The sequence below is a fragment of the Bradyrhizobium sp. CIAT3101 genome, assembly GCF_029714945.1.
GTDB lineage: Bacteria > Pseudomonadota > Alphaproteobacteria > Rhizobiales > Xanthobacteraceae > Bradyrhizobium.
In genome coordinates, this window is the sequence record NZ_CP121634.1 from 950,592 (window position 1) to 968,143 (window position 17,552).

Annotated in this window: 14 protein-coding genes; 7 read left to right on the forward strand and 7 right to left on the reverse strand. The window is 63.4% G+C overall.

What is annotated here, in order from left to right:
* The first annotated feature begins 6 nt into the window (after positions 1 to 6).
* On the forward strand, positions 7 to 495 hold the full coding sequence (locus QA645_RS04280; RefSeq protein WP_283048400.1) for a DUF2059 domain-containing protein: 489 nt from the start codon (positions 7 to 9) through the stop codon (positions 493 to 495).
* Positions 496 to 504: 9 nt separating this feature from the next.
* Here the strand turns inward: QA645_RS04280 and QA645_RS04285 are convergent, their stop codons facing one another.
* The 6 genes from QA645_RS04285 to QA645_RS04310 all read right to left on the reverse strand — a co-directional run bounded on the left by QA645_RS04285 (position 505) and on the right by QA645_RS04310 (position 9,260).
* Positions 505 to 2,001 carry a sugar ABC transporter ATP-binding protein gene (locus QA645_RS04285; protein ID WP_254195839.1) on the reverse strand — a complete coding sequence of 499 codons (1,497 nt, stop codon included), beginning with the start codon at positions 1,999 to 2,001 and terminating at the stop codon, positions 505 to 507.
* Positions 1,998 to 3,095: a hypothetical protein gene (locus tag QA645_RS04290; protein ID WP_283048403.1), complete on the reverse strand. Its 1,098-nt coding sequence runs from the start codon at positions 3,093 to 3,095 to the stop codon at positions 1,998 to 2,000. Before QA645_RS04290 ends, QA645_RS04285 begins: the two co-directional genes overlap by 4 nt.
* Positions 3,092 to 5,215, reverse strand: a complete 2,124-nt coding sequence (locus tag QA645_RS04295) for an SMP-30/gluconolactonase/LRE family protein (protein WP_283048405.1) — start codon at positions 5,213 to 5,215, stop codon at positions 3,092 to 3,094. The genes QA645_RS04290 and QA645_RS04295 overlap by 4 nt, the downstream gene beginning before the upstream one ends.
* Before the next feature lie 79 nt (positions 5,216 to 5,294).
* Positions 5,295 to 6,311, reverse strand: a complete 1,017-nt coding sequence (locus tag QA645_RS04300) for a sugar ABC transporter substrate-binding protein (protein ID WP_254134739.1) — start codon at positions 6,309 to 6,311, stop codon at positions 5,295 to 5,297.
* Positions 6,312 to 6,357: 46 nt separating this feature from the next.
* The gene (locus QA645_RS04305) at positions 6,358 to 7,329 is read right to left on the reverse strand and encodes an ABC transporter permease (protein ID WP_254195837.1); all 972 of its coding nucleotides are present in this window, start codon (positions 7,327 to 7,329) and stop codon (positions 6,358 to 6,360) included.
* Between the two features lie 41 nt (positions 7,330 to 7,370).
* Positions 7,371 to 9,260: an AMP-binding protein gene (locus tag QA645_RS04310; RefSeq protein ID WP_283048408.1), complete on the reverse strand. Its 1,890-nt coding sequence runs from the start codon at positions 9,258 to 9,260 to the stop codon at positions 7,371 to 7,373.
* 268 nt (positions 9,261 to 9,528) lie between these two features.
* On the opposite strand from QA645_RS04310, the gene QA645_RS04315 reads away from it, so the two are divergent.
* Entirely contained in the window at positions 9,529 to 10,473 is a 945-nt protein-coding gene (locus QA645_RS04315) for a helix-turn-helix domain-containing protein (protein WP_283048410.1), read from the forward strand.
* Positions 10,474 to 10,518: 45 nt separating this feature from the next.
* On the opposite strand, the gene QA645_RS04320 is transcribed toward QA645_RS04315, so the two are convergent.
* Positions 10,519 to 11,724 carry an ABC transporter substrate-binding protein gene (locus QA645_RS04320; protein WP_283048412.1) on the reverse strand — a complete coding sequence of 402 codons (1,206 nt, stop codon included), beginning with the start codon at positions 11,722 to 11,724 and terminating at the stop codon, positions 10,519 to 10,521.
* A 163-nt stretch (positions 11,725 to 11,887) separates the two neighbouring features.
* Here QA645_RS04320 and QA645_RS04325 point away from each other — a divergent pair, with 163 nt between their 5' ends.
* The 5 genes from QA645_RS04325 (at position 11,888) to QA645_RS04345 (ending at position 17,502) form a co-directional block, all read left to right on the forward strand.
* Positions 11,888 to 12,655 carry an FCD domain-containing protein gene (locus tag QA645_RS04325; protein ID WP_283048414.1) on the forward strand — a complete coding sequence of 256 codons (768 nt, stop codon included), beginning with the start codon at positions 11,888 to 11,890 and terminating at the stop codon, positions 12,653 to 12,655.
* 117 nt (positions 12,656 to 12,772) lie between these two features.
* The gene (locus QA645_RS04330; RefSeq protein ID WP_283048416.1) at positions 12,773 to 14,386 is read left to right on the forward strand and encodes an acyl-CoA synthetase; all 1,614 of its coding nucleotides are present in this window, start codon (positions 12,773 to 12,775) and stop codon (positions 14,384 to 14,386) included.
* A gap of 179 nt (positions 14,387 to 14,565) precedes the next feature.
* Positions 14,566 to 15,369: an MBL fold metallo-hydrolase gene (locus QA645_RS04335; protein ID WP_283048418.1), complete on the forward strand. Its 804-nt coding sequence runs from the start codon at positions 14,566 to 14,568 to the stop codon at positions 15,367 to 15,369.
* Positions 15,370 to 15,519: 150 nt separating this feature from the next.
* Complete coding sequence (locus tag QA645_RS04340; RefSeq protein ID WP_283048420.1) at positions 15,520 to 16,539, forward strand: alpha/beta fold hydrolase; 1,020 nt, start codon at positions 15,520 to 15,522, stop codon at positions 16,537 to 16,539.
* 15 nt (positions 16,540 to 16,554) lie between these two features.
* The gene (locus QA645_RS04345) at positions 16,555 to 17,502 is read left to right on the forward strand and encodes a fatty acid desaturase (protein WP_283048422.1); all 948 of its coding nucleotides are present in this window, start codon (positions 16,555 to 16,557) and stop codon (positions 17,500 to 17,502) included.
* Positions 17,503 to 17,552 lie beyond the last annotated feature (50 nt).

Sequence of the window (17,552 nt, forward strand, 5' to 3'; positions counted from 1 at the left end):
AGGTCCATGTCCAGACGTTTGCTAGCGATCACCGGCATTCTCCTGCTCTTCGCCTGCGGTGCGTCCGCCGAGACGCCGTCGCCGGAGGCGATGGCTGCGGCGCGCAAGCTCGTCGTCACGCTCAAGATCGCCGATCAGTATCGCGCGCTGCTGCCGCAGCTGCTGCTCAAGCTGCGGCCGGTGGTGGCGCAGGACAGGCCCGAGATCGAGCGCGACTATGACGCGATGACCGCGCCCGGCGCCGAGATCTATGCGCCGTTCTTCGCCGCGATGGTCGACCAGATCGCCGCCGTCTATGCCGCGACCTTCACCCTGGATGAGCTGCGCCAGATCGAGGCGTTCCACGCCCAGCCGGTCGGACAGAAGCTGCTGGCGCAATCCGATGCGCTGGCGCAGGCGACCACGCAGATCGCCCAGGATGTCAGCCAGAAGGCCGCCGACCAATTGAAGCAGCGCCTGATCGAGGCGCTGCGGCAGAAGGGGCACAAGCTGTAGCGGCTCTCCTCAGTGGATCGCCGCGTACATGATCTTCTCCTCCGTCGCCTCCAGCGCGGAGAACTCCTCCACGACCTTGCCCTGGCGTGAGACCAGGATGCGGTCGGACAGCGCCATGATCTCGGGCAGATAGGATGAGATCACGACAACCGCCTTGCCCTCGTCGGCGAGCCGGTTGATCAGCTCGTGGATCTCGACGATGGCGCCGACGTCGACGCCGCGGGTCGGTTCGTCGAAGATGATCAAATCGGGCTCCTGCACCAGCGATTTCGCGATCACGACCTTCTGCTGATTGCCGCCGGACAGCTCGACCACCTTGCCGTCGTCGCCGATGGCACGAACCTTGAGCCGCTCGATCCAGGTCTTGCCGACCGTGTCGGTTTCCCGCCGCGACAGCATCATGCGGCCCTTCGGAAACTTCGACAGCAGGCCGAGATAGATGTTGCGCGCGATGGAGGACGTCTCGAAGAAGCCCTCGACCTTGCGATCCTCCGTGACATAGGCGATGCCGGCCTTGACCGCCGGCGCCGGTACCCGGTAGCGCACCGGCTGGTCGTGCAGCAGAATCTCGCCGCCATGGAAGAAATCGCGCTTGAGCACGCCCGCAACGATCTTGAACGTCTCGGTGCGGCCCGCACCGACGAGGCCGAACACGCCGGTGATCTGGCCCGCGAACACCGACAGCGAATTGTTCTTCACCATCGGTGCCATCTTCAGATTTTGCACCGTGAGCACGCGCGCGCCCGCTGGCCTCACGGTGCTCTTCCGCGCGCCATAGAGCGTGTTGGAGAGATCGCGCCCGACCATGGCCTGCACGATCGCGGCGCGGTCGAACTTGGCGACATCGTCGGTCACGACATGCTTGCCGTCGCGCAGCACCGTGATGCGGTCGGCCAGCAACAGCGCCTCTTCGAGTGCATGCGAGATGAAGACGATCGAGACACCGCGCTTCTTGAGATCGCGGACGAGGTCGAAGAAATATTTCTTCTCCTCCGGCGTCAGTGATGCCGTCGGCTCGTCGAAGATGATGACCTTGGCGCGGTGCAGGACCGCGCGTGCGATCTCGACCATCTGCTTCTTGGCTGCGCCAAGGCCGCTGACGGTGGCGGTCGGCGTGACGTCGAAATTGAGCGATTGCAGGAATTGCTGCGCGGCGATGTAGATGCCGCGCAGGCGGTTGTAGAACTTCTCCTGCCCGAGAAACAAATTCTGCGCGACCGTCATCGTCGGCACCAGGCTGTTCTCCTGGAACACCATGGCGATGCCGAGATTGCGTGCCTCCAATGGCGTCTTCGGCGCGACATCGGCGCCGTCGACCGTCATCGTCCCCGAGGTCAATGTCACCACGCCGGCCATCACCTTGGTGAGGGTCGACTTGCCGGCGCCGTTCTCGCCGACCAGCGCGTGGATCTCGCCGCGGCGGAGGTCGAAGTCGACCCCGTCGATGGCGGGCACGCCGGCGTAGAGTTTTGTGGCCTTGCGCAGCGAGAGTGCGATGTCGCTCATGGGCGAAACTCCTCGGCAAGGCCAGCAAGTGGCAATCGCAGGACGCGGCCCGGTCCCTTGGCGATCAGGACGAGGTCGCCGCCCATCTCGATGGCTGCAACGACGCCGTGATTGATGCCGTCGACCCGGCTGTGCAGCGAATAGAGCGGCTGGCCATCCGCATCGAGACGGATGACGAGGCCGTAGGAGCGCGGCGGCGCCCACGGCTTGATCACGCCCATGGTCTTGATGTGCGCGCCCTGCATCGGCTCCTTGAACGAGCGCCCGGAGCGCAACCGCGGCGCGACCCAATAGGCCGGATCGATCTCGGCCATCATGCGGCGCCGGTAGCCCGGTTCACGCAACACGAACTCGACGAGCTGGGTCCGCGCAGTGAAGGCGGTGAGCCAGTAGCCGCCGCCGGAGGCCTTTGTCAGTCGCGACGGATAGACGGGGAGGTGAGCGAGCACGACCTTTGGCGATGCGCCGGGCGAGACGAGAACGAGACGATGACGCCAGCTCTCGCTGACCAGCATGGCGTTGCCGTGGGCGCAGGTGCCGAAGGCATAGCCGAACCCCTGTGCCAATCGGGTCACGGCTTTGCTGCCGGGATCGAGCTTGAACACACGGCCGGTCCGATTGAGCTCCAGCAGGTCGCGCGCCCAATCGTCGACGCCGCATGTCGTCGAGCCGTCGGTTGCAATCAGCGTGCCGTCTTCCGCGAGTGCCAGCGCATTGACGGCGTTGAACGCGGCATCGGTGAACGCGACGCGCGGCTGCTCGGCCGAGGGACTTGCGTAAACGCGCACTTCGCGCCCGCCGAGTGCGACGGCCAGGCCGCCGCCGGGAAGGGCGCATAGCGCCGAGATCGGCCGCTCGAAGCTGCGTACCTCCGATGCCGTGCCGCCGCTCAGGCACATCAGCCGCGGGCCGTCAGCGATGAAGAGGTTGCTTCCATCGGTGGCGAGATCCTCCGGCGCCTCGCATGTCAGCAGGGTCTCGGCCGATTCGAGCTTCTGGTTGGGCTTCAATGCACCGTCGAAGGACGGCACGGTGATGGTGGCGTCGCCGCGCCCTAGAAAGCGGTTGGCGAAGTCTCTGACGGCAGCGATCACGAGAGCTTCCCCCATCGCTTGTCATACTGGACGAAGTTCGGATCGGCGTTGTCGAGCTTGTAGCGGCCGATCCGGTTGTTGAGGATGCCGCCCAGATAGAGATAGCCGCGATGCTCGCGCATCGAGGTGATCATCGGATGGTTCTCGCCATGCAGATCCCAGAACGATTCGACGATCTTGCCCTGCTCGTTGAACTTGACTACGCAGCCGGTGTTGATGTTGGGGAACAGCCATTCGTCGACCGGCACGCGCTTGGCCATGCGGCGGCGGAAGCCCGGCATCTTCCAGGCGAGATCGAGCGAAGGGCTGCGCATGCCGACCAGTGCCAGCCAGTAATTGCCGTCGGAGGCGAGGTTGATGTTGTCGGGGTAGCCCGGCAGATTGTCCATGACCACCTCGACCGCGCCCTTTTTGGGGCCTGCAAACCAGTAGCGCTTGATCGAGCAGCCAAAGGTCTCGGCGAACAGGATCGACTGGCCATCGCTGGCGACGCAGATGCCGTTCGGGAATTTCAGGCCGCGCAGCTCGGTGCGTGTCGTACCGGTCTTGGTGTCGTAGGAGATGATGCGGCCGTTGCCGCGGGCCTCCAGTCCGTCGATCGGCCACTCGTCCATCTCGTAACGCACTGTCGCTTCCGAGAAGAAGATCAGGCCGTCGTCGGTGATGTCGAGGTCGTCGGCGAGCCGCAGTCGGCTGTCGTCGTTGACCGAGCGCATGCTGCGGTTGGTCTCGTCCGTTGCCTTTTCCACCGTGCCGTCAGGCTTGATACGATAGAGCCCCATGCCGCCGATGCAGACATAGAGATTGTCTTCGCGGTCGAAGGCCATGCCGAGCGGCTGGCCGCCGATATGGGCGAATACCTCCATTTTCTCGTAGTCGGGCGCGAGGAAGCGCATGATGTCGCCATGGCGTGAGCCGGCATAGAGGTTGTCGTGGCGATCGAGGATGACGTCTTCCGGCGCCTCGATGCGGCCAAGGCCGATCGCCTCGACGATACGCAGCTTGTCGTTCTGCTCGAACGGGCCGCCTTGTCCGATTTCGGTTGGTGGCGGCGGGGGCAGTTCGTGGTAGGTCGGCGCGACATAGACCTTGCTGATGATGCGGGTTCGGTTCTTCTGCCAGCGGATGTCGACCATGGCTGCGACGAGCAGGATGCCGGCGAGCGCCATGCGGTTGACGCCGCCGCGCGCGTTCATGGTTGTGAGGCCGTTGGTGATCAGGAGCACGATCAGCACACCAACTGCGGATTTCGCGACCGAGCCCTTGCCGCCGCCGAGCGTGATGCCGCCGAGCACGGTCGCGGTCAGCACGATCACTTCCAGGCCGACGCCGATGTCGCCGCCGACAGTGCCGAGCCGGGAGGCGAAGAACAGCGCGCCGACGCTGGTCAGCGCGCCGCTCGCGACATAACAGAGCGCGATGGTGCGGCGAACGGGAATGCCCGAATTGTAGGCCGAACGACGCGAGCCGCCGATCGCGGTGATGTGCCAGCCCGGCCGCAGCCGGGTCATGAAGACGTGGCCGAAGATGGCGATCGCGATGTAGGCCAGCGCCACGGTCGGAATGCCGAAGACGCTGCCTGCGCCGATGAAATCCCAGGACGGGATGTCGGGGAAGGCTGATGCAATGGCGTTGGAGTATCGCTGGATCAGGAGATCGTAGGCCGAACGATAGATGATCAGCGTGATCAGCGTGGTGATGAAAGCGCGTAGCCGCAGATATCCGACCAGGATGCCGTTGACGGCGCCGAGCATCGCGCCGCAGAGCAGCGTGGCGATCACCACGGCCGGAACCGGCCAGCCGGCAACGTCGAGCAGATAGAGCGCGCAGAAATCCGTCAGCGCGAAGATCGAACCGACGGACAGATCGATGCCGCCGACGATGACGACGAGCGCGAGCCCAAGTGCGATGAATCCGATCTCCCCGGCCTGGCGCGCGGTGTCGGCGAGGCTCGCCGGTGACAGGAAGTTGTCGATGGATCGGCTGAACGCGAAGCCCACGATCAGGAGCAGGATGACCGGGATGGCAGTCTCGGTCCATCGCTTGGACAGGATTTCACCGAGGAGATGGTCAGGCCAGTAGCGGTAACGCAGGCTTGTGATTGTGTCGCGCATCGGCATTCCAGCAGGGCATGGAAATTATCGGGCGGAGGGGCCCCGGGCGTTGATGCGCCCGGGGATCGCGTGCATCAGCGTCGAACTATTTCTTGAGGTCGCTGAGATTCCAGCAGGCCGTCTGGCTGTCGGCGTTCTCCTTGGTGATCGGAATCAGCGTGGTGTATTCCGAGCCCTTGATCGAGCCAGGCTTGGCGCCCGACGACAGCAGCCACTTGATAGTGCCGGCCATCTGCGCAGCCTGGGTCGGCACGTCGTAGCTCATGTTGAGGTCGAACGCGCCGGACTTCACCAACTCGCAGGCGCCCTTGCGCTCGCCGCCGCCCGATGTCGCGAGAAACACCTTGCCGGTGAGACCTGCTTCCTTCACGGCCGCTGCGGTGCCGATATCCATGCCGTCCCAGAAGCCGACGATGCCGCAGAGATCGGGATTCTGCTTCAGCACCGTCTGCGTGATTGCCTTGGCCTTGGCGGCATCCCAGTCAGCGGCCTGGCTCGACACGACCTTGATCTCCGGATGCTTGGCGAGCACGTTCTCGACGCCCTTCAGCGTGTAGGCGCTCGCGGCCGCCGACAGCGCGCCCTGGATGATCGCGATCTTGTTCGACTTGCCCTCGCAGGCCTTGACCACGCCTTCGGTCTGGCGTTCGCCGATCTCGACCCAGTTGGCGCCGACGAAGGCGGAGCTGCGGTAGGCCGAGCCCATGTTGATCTGGATGACGTAGATGCCTTCGCTCTCGGCGCGCTGGAGCAATTTGGCATAGGTCTGCACGTCCGGATTATGCACGACCATCACCGCCGGCTTCTCGGAGATCAACGAGGTGACGGCCTGCGCGCCGGCATTGGTGTTCCAGTTGGCATCGCGGATCACGAACTTGACGCCGAACGGCTCGAGCTCCTTCTTCAGGCCGGCGTACCAGCCCTCGGTGAGGTCGAAGTTCATGGCGACCGGCACATAGGCCACGGTCTTGCCGGCGAGCGCTTCCTTGAACGGCTTCTGGAATGGTTCGTCCAGGCCTTGCTGAGCGAGTGCCGGTCCGGTCAGTGCCGCGAGAGCCAGTGCGGCGAGGGTCACCCTTGTCGGGTTGCCAAAGGTCTTCATTGCTTCCTCCTTGGTTGTATTTGTCATTGTCGTTCTTGTCGGTCGTTCAGATATCGCCCTGCTGTGCCGTTTCTTCGTTGCGCGGATTCAGGAAAGAGTCCGTGATGACGGCGAGCAGCAGAACCACGCCCTTGATCAAATTCTGCCCGGCGTAGGAGATGTCCATGATGGTCATGCCATTGAGCATGGTGCCGATCAGCAGCGTGCCGATGATGACGTTCAGCACGCCGCCACGGCCGCCTGACAGTCCGATGCCGCCCAGCACGACAACCAGGATCACGTCGTAGATCAGCGTCGAGTTGAAGATGCGGGTCGGCATCGAATTGACCGAGGCCGCCAGCACGAGGCCGGCAAAGCAGCCGATCAGGGCGGTGATCACATATTGCAGGACGATGATCGGGCGGGAGGGAATGCCGGTCACGCGCGCGGCGTAAGGATTGTCGCCGATCGCATAAATATAGGCGCCCCAGCGGGTCTGACGCAGCAGGAACGCGACCACGATGCAGGCGATCGCGAACATCCAGATCGACGTCGGAATGCCGAGAACGGTGCCCTGTCCGAGCCGCTCGAAGCCGTTCATGCCCGGGCTCCATTGCACGACGTCGAGCTGGAACAGCGCGGCTTGTCCGAGTCCGGCGAGCAATAGCCCCGTCGCCAGCGTCGCAAACAGCGAGGGCACCTCGGCATAGGCGATCAGCCAGCCATTGACGAGGCCGAAGGCGATCGTGAGCAGCACCGCGGTCAGCAGCGAGAAGGGTAGCGAATGGCCGTTCTGCACCATCTGGAGCACGAGGCCCGGGGGCACGGCGAGCGCCGCGATCAGCGAAATGTCGATGCCGCGGCCGATCACGACGATCGCCATGGCGAGGCCGAGAATGCCGAGCACCGCCACGTTCTGGAGCAGCGTCAGCATGTTCTCTGCCGTCAGAAAACCGTTGAGGAAGATCGAGAACACGAGGAACAGCAGCGCGAAGACGGCGAAAACGATCTCCTGCTGATTGAACCGGAAACGCTTCATCCTCTTATTGCCTTTCTTCGACGTCGGCCTCTGTGGGTCCGTTATGACGATCGGGTCCGTATGCGATAGGTCTGCGGAAGCGGTGTCAGGCTTTCCGTGAGGGCCTTCACCAGGTCCTGGTCGTTGGAGCCGATCGAGATGTGGACCAGCGTATTCAGTCTGGCGTCTTTGTCGACGAGAATGTCTGCCGCTGTGTCGGGCCCGAAGATTCGGTCAATCTCGGTCCGGACTTTTTCCCGGACTGCGAGGTCACGAAGCGTGGGCTTGAAGATCTTGCCGACCGCGGTGACGGGGAGAGTCTCGAGCAGCACGACGCGCTTCGGCCGGGCGGGAGGCTCATTCACGTTGCGTTCGAGATGCTCGCTCAGCCGCGGCAGGTCGATGGTTTGTCCGGGCGACGGCACCACGAAGAGAATGGGAACCTCTCCGGCATAGGCGTCGGGCATGCCGACGGCTGAGCTCATCTGAACGCCGGGGAAGGCATTGGCGACGTCCTCGATCGCGGCGGGGTCGATGTTGTGACCACTGCGGACGATCAGGTCCTTCTCGCGTCCGGTCAACACCAGTCGCTGGTCCGGGGTGAGGTAGCCGACATCGCCGGTGACGATCCAGTGGTCGGCGGTGAGCACGCCCCTGTTGTGCTGGGGATCGAGATATCCGGGAAACACTTGCGGTCCCCTCGCAAGCACGAGGCCGCTGGTGAGCGGCGGGCATTCCGTATCGAGGTCGGTATCATCGAGCGCGACGATTTTCGTCTGCGCAAACGGCGCCCTGAAGCCGACGCTGCCCTGCACGGGCGTGCCGCGGCCGGGATTGAACGCGATCGCCGCCGCGGTCTCCGTCATGCCGTAGGTCTCGAACAGCGTGATCCCGGTCCGCGCCTGAAACCTCTCGCTGACGGCTTTCGGCGCCACCGCCCCGCCGGTGAGGGCCATGCGAACCGAACTGACATCGGAAGACCCGATCGGCACCTCGGCCAGCGCGGCAATCGAGGTCGGCACGCCGCTCACGATGGTCGCACGAAACCGCTCGACGGTGTGCCAATAGTCGCGGATCGCATCCGGACTTCTGAGGCTGTAGGGCGAGGGAATGATCACGTGGCCACCGGCCGCCAGGATGGACAGGCCGAGCGTCATGGTGCCGCCGACATGAAACAGCGGGAAGCCGTTGATGGCGGCATCGAGCTCATCCAGGCCGTGGACCTGCGCAAAGCTCCAGGCGGCATGAATCTGGTTTCCATGCGTCAGGCGGACAAGTTTCGGTCGCCCGGTGGTGCCGCCGGTGTGGAACAGCGCGCAGACGGTGTCGCGATCCTGCGATGGCACGAAGTCCAGGCTGTCGCGCATGGTCGCGACCGCCTCATCGAAGCTCGTGGCGCCGCCGGAGAGGCGGCCGTTCGCACCGACCACGAAGATCGTCTTGAGCGATGGGACGCGGCTCGCGACATTGACCGCCTTGGTCCAGATCGTGCGATCGGCGGCCTCGGACGCGACCACCAGGACAGTTGCGTCCTGTGCTTCGAGCAGATCGGCAATCGCATCTTCGGTCAGGAGATAGTTGATCGAACTGGCGACGCCCGCGATCTGGGCGCCGAGCAGTGCCGGGAAGAGCTGTGGCAGGATTGGGCAGAGGAATGCGACGGTGCCGCCGCTTTCATTGATACCGTGCAATCGAAAGAGATTGGCCGCGCGCGTGATCTCCGCGAGCAATTGCCGATGCGTCAGCGTGACATCGCCGGGCTCGCGCGAGCCTTTGGTCAGCACCGTCAGCGCGGGCCGGTCGGGATGCAGGCGCGCCGTGGCTTCGAAGAGATCATGCAGATTGCGGGAGGGGATGAGGGAATCGTAAGGCCGACCTTCCAGCGCCTCGATGTCGGCGATGGTTTGAATCGGCTGCGTGAACCGCGTCGTGATCAGCGAGGGCGCGCTCACGGACACCGCCAATCAAGCGGCACGGAGGAATGTGCGGCAGCTGATCTGTCCTGATGCAAGCGAACGTTTCCTGCCTATCCCGTTGGGCGATTTTTGTTCTTCATAGGCCACATGCCCGGACTCGGCTTGCTCCGGAGCGCAAAGCTTTTGCTTGTCCGCGCAAACCGGTCTTGCGCGTAGGCGGCGGCCATCTAGAATTTCGCAGTCGGGCCGGCTTGTGCGACGCACAAACGACGTTCATCATGGCCTTGCAACGGATGGGCGCACGATGGACCTGATATTCTCGACGGACGACCTCGAGCCGTCCAAACGTTTCGCCGCGTGGCAAGGTGCCATTTGCGACGTCTACGTTCATGTCGACGTCAATGCGGAGGCGCGATCCGATTATCAGGGCTTCATACGCGAGGCGAAATTCGGCGCGATCACGATGACCGACGTGTTGCTGTCGGAGCAGCGCATCTCCCGGCGCGAGCGGCACATCGCAAAGCTCGACAAGGATTGCTACTACCTTGAATTCGTTCAACAAGGCAGGATCAACGTCCTTCAGGCCGGCCAGACCATGCGTTCGAACGCTGGAATGAGCACGGTCTTCTCGGCTTCCGAGGCCTATGACCTCGAATGCATCGGCAAGGTACGATCGCTCTACCTCGAGATACCCCGCACGGAGTTCGCGGAGCGCTTCAGCGATGGACGCCTGCCTGTCATCACCACGATGACGACGAGTCGCGGTCTGGGTCGGATCGCTGCCGAGTTCTGCACGACACTTGCTCAGGAAGGCGGGCAGCTGGACGAGATCGCAAGGGCGCGGCTTGGCGGCGAACTGATGGACGTGCTGGCACTTGCGCTCGACATGGGCGACCGGGAGGAATTCTCCGAGGACGCGGCCGCGCAGCAGGCCCGGCTGCGCTCGGTCAAGGCCTGGATCGAAGCGCACCTCACCGACGCGGATCTGTCGCTGGAGAGGATCGCGAAGAGCAATGGCGTCTCGCTCAGGCATCTGCACTATCTCTTCCGGCTCACGGATGTCTCGGTGTCCGAATGGATCCTGGATCGGCGGTTGCAGCGTTGCTACGACGTCTTGACACGGTCGGAGTTGCGGTCCCTGTCGATTACCGAGGTTGCCTATCAGCTGGGATTCAGCTCCTCGTCATATTTCAGCACGGTGTTTCGCAGGAAGTTCGGACACAGCCCGTCGGACTTGCGTCGCCGCTAGAGGACCTGCGCCGCGCAAGGCGGTGCAGGTCCGTCGTCGTGAGCGTTACTTCACCAGCGGACAGCCGCCGTCCTTGAGTGGACGGAAGGCCTGGTCGGCCGGCACCTCGGCGAGCAGCTTGTAATAGTCCCAGGGGGCTTTGGATTCCTCGGGCTTCTTCACCTGGAACAGGAACATGCTGTGCACCATGCGGCCGTCTTCGCGAAGGATGCCGTTGTCGGTGAAGGCGTCCTTCACCGGCAACTCGCGCATCTTCGCCATCACGGTCTTGGTGTCCTTGGTGGCGGCGGCCTGCACGGCTTTGAGGTAATGCAGCGTCGCGCTGTAGGTCGCAGCCTGGTTCATCGTCGGCATGCGCTTGACGCGCTCCATGAAGCGCTTGCCGAAGGCGCGGGTCTTGTCGTTGAGATCCCAGTAATAGGCCTCGGTGATGATCAGCCCCTGCGCGAGCTTCAGCCCCAGGCTGTGCACGTCGGAGATGAACATCACGATCGCCGCCAGGTTCTGCCCGCCGGCGACAATGCCGAACTCGCCGGCCTGCTTGATCGCGTTGATGGTGTCGCCGCCACCGTTCGCGAGCCCGATGATTTTTGCCTTGGAAGCCTGGGCCTGGAGCAGGAAGGACGAGAAATCAGCGGTGTTGAGCGGGTGCTTGACGCTGCCGAGCACTTTGCCGCCGGCCGCCCGCACGACATCGCCGGTGTCGCGCTCGATGGAATGGCCGAACACGTAATCGGCGGTGAGGAAGAACCAGCTGTCGCCGCCATTCTTGACGATGGCGCTGCCGACGGTGTGGGCATTGGAATAGGTGTCGTAGGTCCAGTGCGCGGTGTAGGGCGAGCAGGACTTGCCGGTGATGTCGGAGCTCGCCGCATCGGTGACGATCATGATCTTCTCGTACTGCTTCGACAGCTCCATCACCGCAAGCGCAGTGGCCGAGGTCGGCAAGTCGATGATCATGTCGACGCCTTCGGTCTCCCACCATTTGCGCGCGATGGTGGAGGCGACGTCCGGCTTGTTGAGCACGTCGGCCGCGACCATGTCGATCGGCTTGCCGAACATCTGTCCGCCAAAGTCCTCAATGGCCATCTTGGTGGCCTCGACATTCCCCTGGCCGCCGATGTCGGAATAGACCGAGGAGAAGTCGGAGAGCACGCCGATCTTGAGCGGGGTCTGCTGGGCGGAAGCGGGAGCGATCAGGGCAGCCGACAGCAAGCCGGCCGCAGACATGAGTGCTGCGATAGGTCTCATGGACACGTTTCCTCTTGTGGGACTGTACCGTCCCTTTGTCCGACAAAGCTAGAGCGGGGTTTCGCAGGAGTCAATTTGCTGCAGATACGGCATTGATGACCGGGTTTGACGCGCTTTTCGGTCGCTCCTATACTTTGTCGGACAATCGCCATTAGGAGCTGTTTTGCCAATCTCGCCGCTCTTCCGCCCGATCGATGTCGCGCCGGCCTATCAGAAGGTCGCCGACGCGATCGAACGCGAGATCGTCAATGGCCGTATCAAGCCAGGCGATCCCATCGGCACCGAGCACGACCTCGTGCGGCAGTTCGGCGTCAACCGCTCGACCATTCGCGAAGGCATCCGCGTGCTGGAAGAGGGCGGCCTGATCCGCCGTGATTCCTCACGCCGCCTGCATGCCTGCCTGCCGCGCTACAGCAAGCTCGCGAGCCGCCTCAGCCGCGCGCTGGTGCTGCATGAGGTCACGTTTCGCGAGCTCTTCGAGGCCTCGATGACGCTGGAGGTCGCCAGCATCGAAGGTGCGGTGGAGCGGGCGACGGAGGAGAATCTGGCCGAACTCGGCGAGAACCTTGCGCGCAGCGAGGCGGTGGTCGGCGATCCCGCGGCGCTTGCGGAATGCGACGCAGAATTCCATGTGCTGGTCGCAAAGGCCTCGCAGAACCGTGTGCTCCAGCTCGCGCGCGAGCCGGCGGCGCAATTGTTCTATCCGACCACCGAGATGATCGTGACAGGTGTCGCCGAAGGCGGCCCGCGCCTCGTCGCCGCGCACCGCCATCTCATCGATGCGATCCGTCGACGCGACCGCGAAGCCGGCGTACTCTGGACGCGCCGGCACCTGCAGGACTGGCGCCGCGGGTTCGAGAAGATCGCCTCGCTCGATCGGTCGGTCGAGCACATGTACATGGAGCACGCGCAGGCGGTCCGGCGCAGATAGCGTCGCATGATCCGGAAAAGTGTGAAGCGGTTTCCGGCAAGATCATCCGCAAGAAGCACAAGACGCAAGATTTCAAGCAAGAAATCGAACAAACAAAGCCATCACATGGAGGGACACATGATCGGCGACATCGCAGCCACCATCTCGAAGGCGCGCGAGCATTCCATCGGCGATCTCCTGCGCCGTTCCGCGGGTCGCGAGCCGGCCAAGCTGGCCGTGAGCTGCGGCAGCGTGAGCTGGACCTTTGCCGAGATGGATACGATCTGCAACCGGCTCGGCCGCGGCCTGCTCGGTCTCGGCGTGAAGAAGGGCGATCGTCTTGCCGTTCTCTCGCGCAATTCCCATGCTTTCGCCGCGCTACGCTTCGCGGTTGCGCGGATCGGCGTGGTGCTGGTGCCGATCAACTTCATGCTCAATCCGGACGAGATCAATTTCATCCTCAAGAGCTCCGGCGCAAAGTTGCTCGCGACCGGTCCGGATTTCGTTGAGCCGGCGCGCGCCGCGAGCGCGAAGGATTGCGCTGTTGAAAAGATGATCTGGCTGCCGGGCGAGGATCCCGCCACGGCGCCCGCGGGCCTCACCACCTTCGACGATCTGCTTGATCCCGACGGCTCGTTCCTCGAGGCGTCCGTCGACAGCCGCGATCTCGCGCAGATCGTCTACACCAGCGGCACGGAGTCGCTGCCAAAGGGCGCGATGCTGACCCACGAAGCCGTGATGTGGCAGTATGTCAGCTGTATCATCGATGGCGGCATGAGCGTGGATGACAAGTTCCTGCACGCGCTGCCGCTCTATCATTGCGCACAGCTCGACGTCTTTCTCGGGCCGCAGGTCTATCTCGGCGCCTCCGGCGTGATCACGGGCAAGCCGACCGCCGACAACATCCTGGCGCTGATCCAGGCGCACAAGATCACCTCGTTCTTCGCGCCGCCGACGATCTGGATCGCGATGCTGCGTTCGCCGAATTTCGACAAGACCGATCTCTCGACGCTTCAGAAGGGTTATTACGGTGCCTCAATCATGCCGGTGGAGGTGCTGCTCGAGCTCCAGCGCCGGCTGCCAGCCGTGAAATTCTGGAACTTCTACGGCCAGACGGAGATCGCACCGCTCGCGACAGTGTTGCGTCCGGAGGATCAGCTGCGCAAGGCCGGCTCGGCCGGCAAGCCGGTGCTCAATGTCGAGACACGTGTGGTGAATACGTCGATGGAGGACGTCGAGGTCGGCGAGGTCGGCGAGATCGTGCACCGCTCGCCGCATCTTCTCTCCGGCTATTACAATGATCCCGTGAAGACAGCGGCGGCGTTTACCGGCGGCTGGTTTCACTCCGGCGATCTTGCCACGGTCGATGACGAAGGCCACATCACCGTGGTCGACCGCGTCAAGGACATGATCAAGACCGGCGGCGAGAACGTCGCCAGCCGCGAGGTCGAGGAGATGGTCTATCGCATCCCCGCGGTCTCCGAAGTCGCCGTGGTCGGCCTGCCCGATCCGCGCTGGATCGAAGCGGTCACGGCCATTGTCGTCGTCAAGACCGGCGAGAAGCTGGATGAAGACGCCGTCATCCAGCACTGCGCCGGCCAGATGGCGCATTTCAAGGTGCCGAAGCGCGTGATCTTCGTGGATGCCCTGCCGAAGAACCCGAGCGGCAAGCTGCTCAAGCGCGAGCTGCGCCAGCGTTTCGTCGGGGCTGACACCCTCGACAAGGCGGTTCAGAAGAGCTTTGGGACGTGAGGGTCTGACTCTCTGCGAGTCCGGGGTCGGTTTGAAACGATCGGGCCTCGACATCGTCGATGAGAGCGTAGCGAGCAATCCCGAGTCTTTCCGCGGGCGCATCTCTGGATTGCGTCGCTGCGCTCGCAATGATCGGCTTGAGGCAATAGGGTGCTGCATCCCGCAATGGAGCTCCCACCATGCCTCTCTGGACCTGCGAAACCTGCGGCGCACAATTCCCGGACAACGAAAAGCCGCCTGCCTCCTGCCAGATCTGCGAGGACGAACGGCAGTTCGTGAACTGGAAGGGGCAAACCTTCCTGACGCGCGAGACGTTGGCGGAATACCATCGCCTCGTCTGGCGCGATGATCTCGGCCTGATCGGCATCGGCTCAGATCCGAGCTTCGCGATCGGCCAGCGTGCGTTACTGATCCCGGATGGCAAGGGGTGCGTGATGTGGGACTGCATCCCGCTCGCGACTTCGGAGGCGATCGCGCATGTTAAATCGCTCGGCGGCCTGACAGCGATCGCGATCTCGCATCCGCATTTCTATGGCGCGCTCGCCGACTGGAGCGAGGCATTTGGTGGCGTGCCGGTCTATCTTCATGCCGATGATCGCGACTGGGTGACGCGTCCACATCTGTCGATCGTGCACTGGACCGGCGATCACCATCGCATCTCGGATGACGTGCTGTTGCTGCGCACCGGCGGTCATTTCGCGGGTGCGACCATGCTGCACTATTCGCGCGGCGCCGAGGGCAGGGGCGCATTGCTTACAGGCGACATCGCGCAGGTGACGATGGACCGCCGCTTCCTCAGCTTCATGTACTCCTATCCGAACTACATGCCGCTCAACGCGGCCGCGGTACGGCGGATCGCTGCGGCCGTCGAGCCGCTCGCCTTCGACCGCATCTATGGCGCCTGGTGGGGGCGCAACATTGCCTCGGGTGCGAAGGACGCCTTCGCGGCATCGGTGGAGCGATACATCGCGGCGATCGCCTGACGGCCGGAATTTCATTGCATTGGCCTAATAACTGTACTATTGGTACAGTTATTAGGTGCGACGCAACGATGCGTTTGCCGGTCCGGCACGATCGATGCATCGTGGTCGTGGCGGGCGCATTCCGCGGCCGCGCGAGCGGGATTTGGACGCATGACCGGGCAGAGCGACTACGAGATCTTCGAGGCTGGCGATGTCACGCTTCAATCCGGTGCGGTCTTCCCTTCGATGAAGCTTGCCTACAAGACCTATGGCACGCTCAATCCGGCCAAAGACAACGTCATCCTCTATCCGACCTCGTTCAATGCGCAGCATTTCGACACGGAATGGCTGATCCAGCCCGACGGCGTGCTCGATCCCACCCGCTATTTCATCATCATCCCGAATCTGTTCGGCAACGGCCTGTCGTCCTCACCATCGAACTCTGGCAACGGGCCATTCCCGCAAATTTCCTACCACGACGCCATCGCGGTCCAGCACCGGCTGCTGACCGAGCGCTTCGGCATCACGAAGCTCGCGCTGGTCTATGGCTGGTCAATGGGCGGCATGCAGGCCTATCACTGGGCCGCGCTGCACCCTGATATGGTGGCGCGTGCCGCGGTCGTCTGCGGTAGCGCGCGCTGTGCGCCTTACAATCAGGTGTTTCTTGAAAGTGTGAAGGCCGCACTGACCGGCGATCCTGCCTTTCGCGAAGGCCGCTTCGTCGAAAGGCCTACGATCGGCTATCGCGCCATGGGCCGCGTCTATGCGGGTTGGGCGATGTCGCACGGATTTTATCGCGACGAGCTGTGGCGCGAGGCAGGCTTCACCTCGCTGGAAGACTATCTCGTCCGCGCCTGGGACACGATATTTGCGCGCCGCGACGCCAACGATCTGCTGGCGCAGGTCGGCATCTGGCAGCGCGGCGACATCAGCCGCTGCGATGCCTTCGGCGGCGATCTCGATCGCGCGCTGGCGGCGGTCAGGGCGCATATGCTGCTGATGCCGGGCGCGACCGATCGTTATTTCGACGTTCGCGACAACGAGGACGAGCTCGGCAAGCTCGTCAACGCGAAATCGGCGGTGCTGCATCCGATCCCGTCGCTGCACGGCCATCGCGCCGGCAATCCCGTCAGCAATCCGCGCGATCAGGCCTTCCTCAAGGCCGAGGTCGCAGCGCTTCTCAGCAAGTAAGACAGGTCCTCGATCATGAGCGATGCGACAGTTTCAGAGCCCGGCCATCGCCTGAAGCCGCTAAGCCCGGCCATGCTGCGCGAATTGTCGGTGCGCTCGAATCTCAGGGGCGCGGCGCAGAGCCTCGGTCACTACGGAACGATCGTACTGGTCGGGGCGCTGATCTGGATGGTGTCTTCGCGCTATGGCGTGCTCTGGGCGCTGCCGCTGGTGGTGGCGCAGGGCTATCTCGTCGCCTTCCTGTTCATGGCCGTGCACGAAACTGCCCACAAGACCGCGTTCAGGAGTCGTGGTCTGAATCTCGCGGTCGGCTATCTCTCCGCGTTCATCATCGGACTTCCCTACGAATATTACTGCCTGTTCCATTGGGACCATCATCGCTATACCCAGGATCCGGACAAGGACCCCGAACTGATCGTCGGCGTGAAGCCGGCATCCGACACGCAGCTTGCGATCGCCTATAGCGGATTGCTCCAGGTCGCCGGCCGCCTCCGGCTGATGCTCGGCCATGCCATCACCGGCAAGGTCGTCGTGCCCTGGATCCCCGAGAACAAGCGCGCCACCATCGTGACCGAGGCGCGTGCCTATGTCGCGTCCTACGCGTTGCTGCTCGCATTATCGCTGTGGTTCTCGTCGGCGCTGCTGCTGTGGGTCTGGATCGTGCCGCTGATCATCGGGCAATTATTCTTGCGGCCCTATCTCTACGCCGAGCACACCGGCTGCGAGCGGACCCGCAGCGCGTTCGAGAACACCCGCACCACCTACACCGGTGCGGTCGTCAAATGGATTGCTTGGAACATGCCCTACCATGTCGAGCATCACGCCTATCCTTCGATTCCGTTTCATGCCCTGCCAAGGCTGAACGGCATCGTCGATGGCGAGATCGTCTATCGTGGTCGTGGCTATATCAGAACGACGCGCGAGACATGGGCCTGGTTTCGCCGGCATCGGAAGAGCGCTTGATCTCAACGCAAAACTCCGGCCGCAGCGCGACCGGAGCTTTGTCGTGAAGG

Excerpts from the sequence above, each read along its gene's own strand:
- QA645_RS04285 (WP_254195839.1), bottom strand. The coding sequence starts at position 2,001 with ATGAGCGACATCGCACTCTCGCTGCGCAAGGCCACAAAACTCTACGCC.
- QA645_RS04300 (WP_254134739.1), bottom strand. The coding sequence starts at position 6,311 with ATGAAGACCTTTGGCAACCCGACAAGGGTGACCCTCGCCGCACTGGCT.
- QA645_RS04340 (WP_283048420.1), top strand. The coding sequence starts at position 15,520 with ATGACCGGGCAGAGCGACTACGAGATCTTCGAGGCTGGCGATGTCACG.
- QA645_RS04315 (WP_283048410.1), top strand. The coding sequence starts at position 9,529 with ATGGACCTGATATTCTCGACGGACGACCTCGAGCCGTCCAAACGTTTC.
- QA645_RS04330 (WP_283048416.1), top strand. The coding sequence starts at position 12,773 with ATGATCGGCGACATCGCAGCCACCATCTCGAAGGCGCGCGAGCATTCC.
- QA645_RS04305 (WP_254195837.1), bottom strand. The coding sequence starts at position 7,329 with ATGAAGCGTTTCCGGTTCAATCAGCAGGAGATCGTTTTCGCCGTCTTC.
- QA645_RS04320 (WP_283048412.1), bottom strand. The coding sequence starts at position 11,724 with ATGAGACCTATCGCAGCACTCATGTCTGCGGCCGGCTTGCTGTCGGCT.
- QA645_RS04335 (WP_283048418.1), top strand. The coding sequence starts at position 14,566 with ATGCCTCTCTGGACCTGCGAAACCTGCGGCGCACAATTCCCGGACAAC.
- QA645_RS04280 (WP_283048400.1), top strand. The coding sequence starts at position 7 with ATGTCCAGACGTTTGCTAGCGATCACCGGCATTCTCCTGCTCTTCGCC.
- QA645_RS04295 (WP_283048405.1), bottom strand. The coding sequence starts at position 5,215 with ATGCCGATGCGCGACACAATCACAAGCCTGCGTTACCGCTACTGGCCT.
- QA645_RS04345 (WP_283048422.1), top strand. The coding sequence starts at position 16,555 with ATGAGCGATGCGACAGTTTCAGAGCCCGGCCATCGCCTGAAGCCGCTA.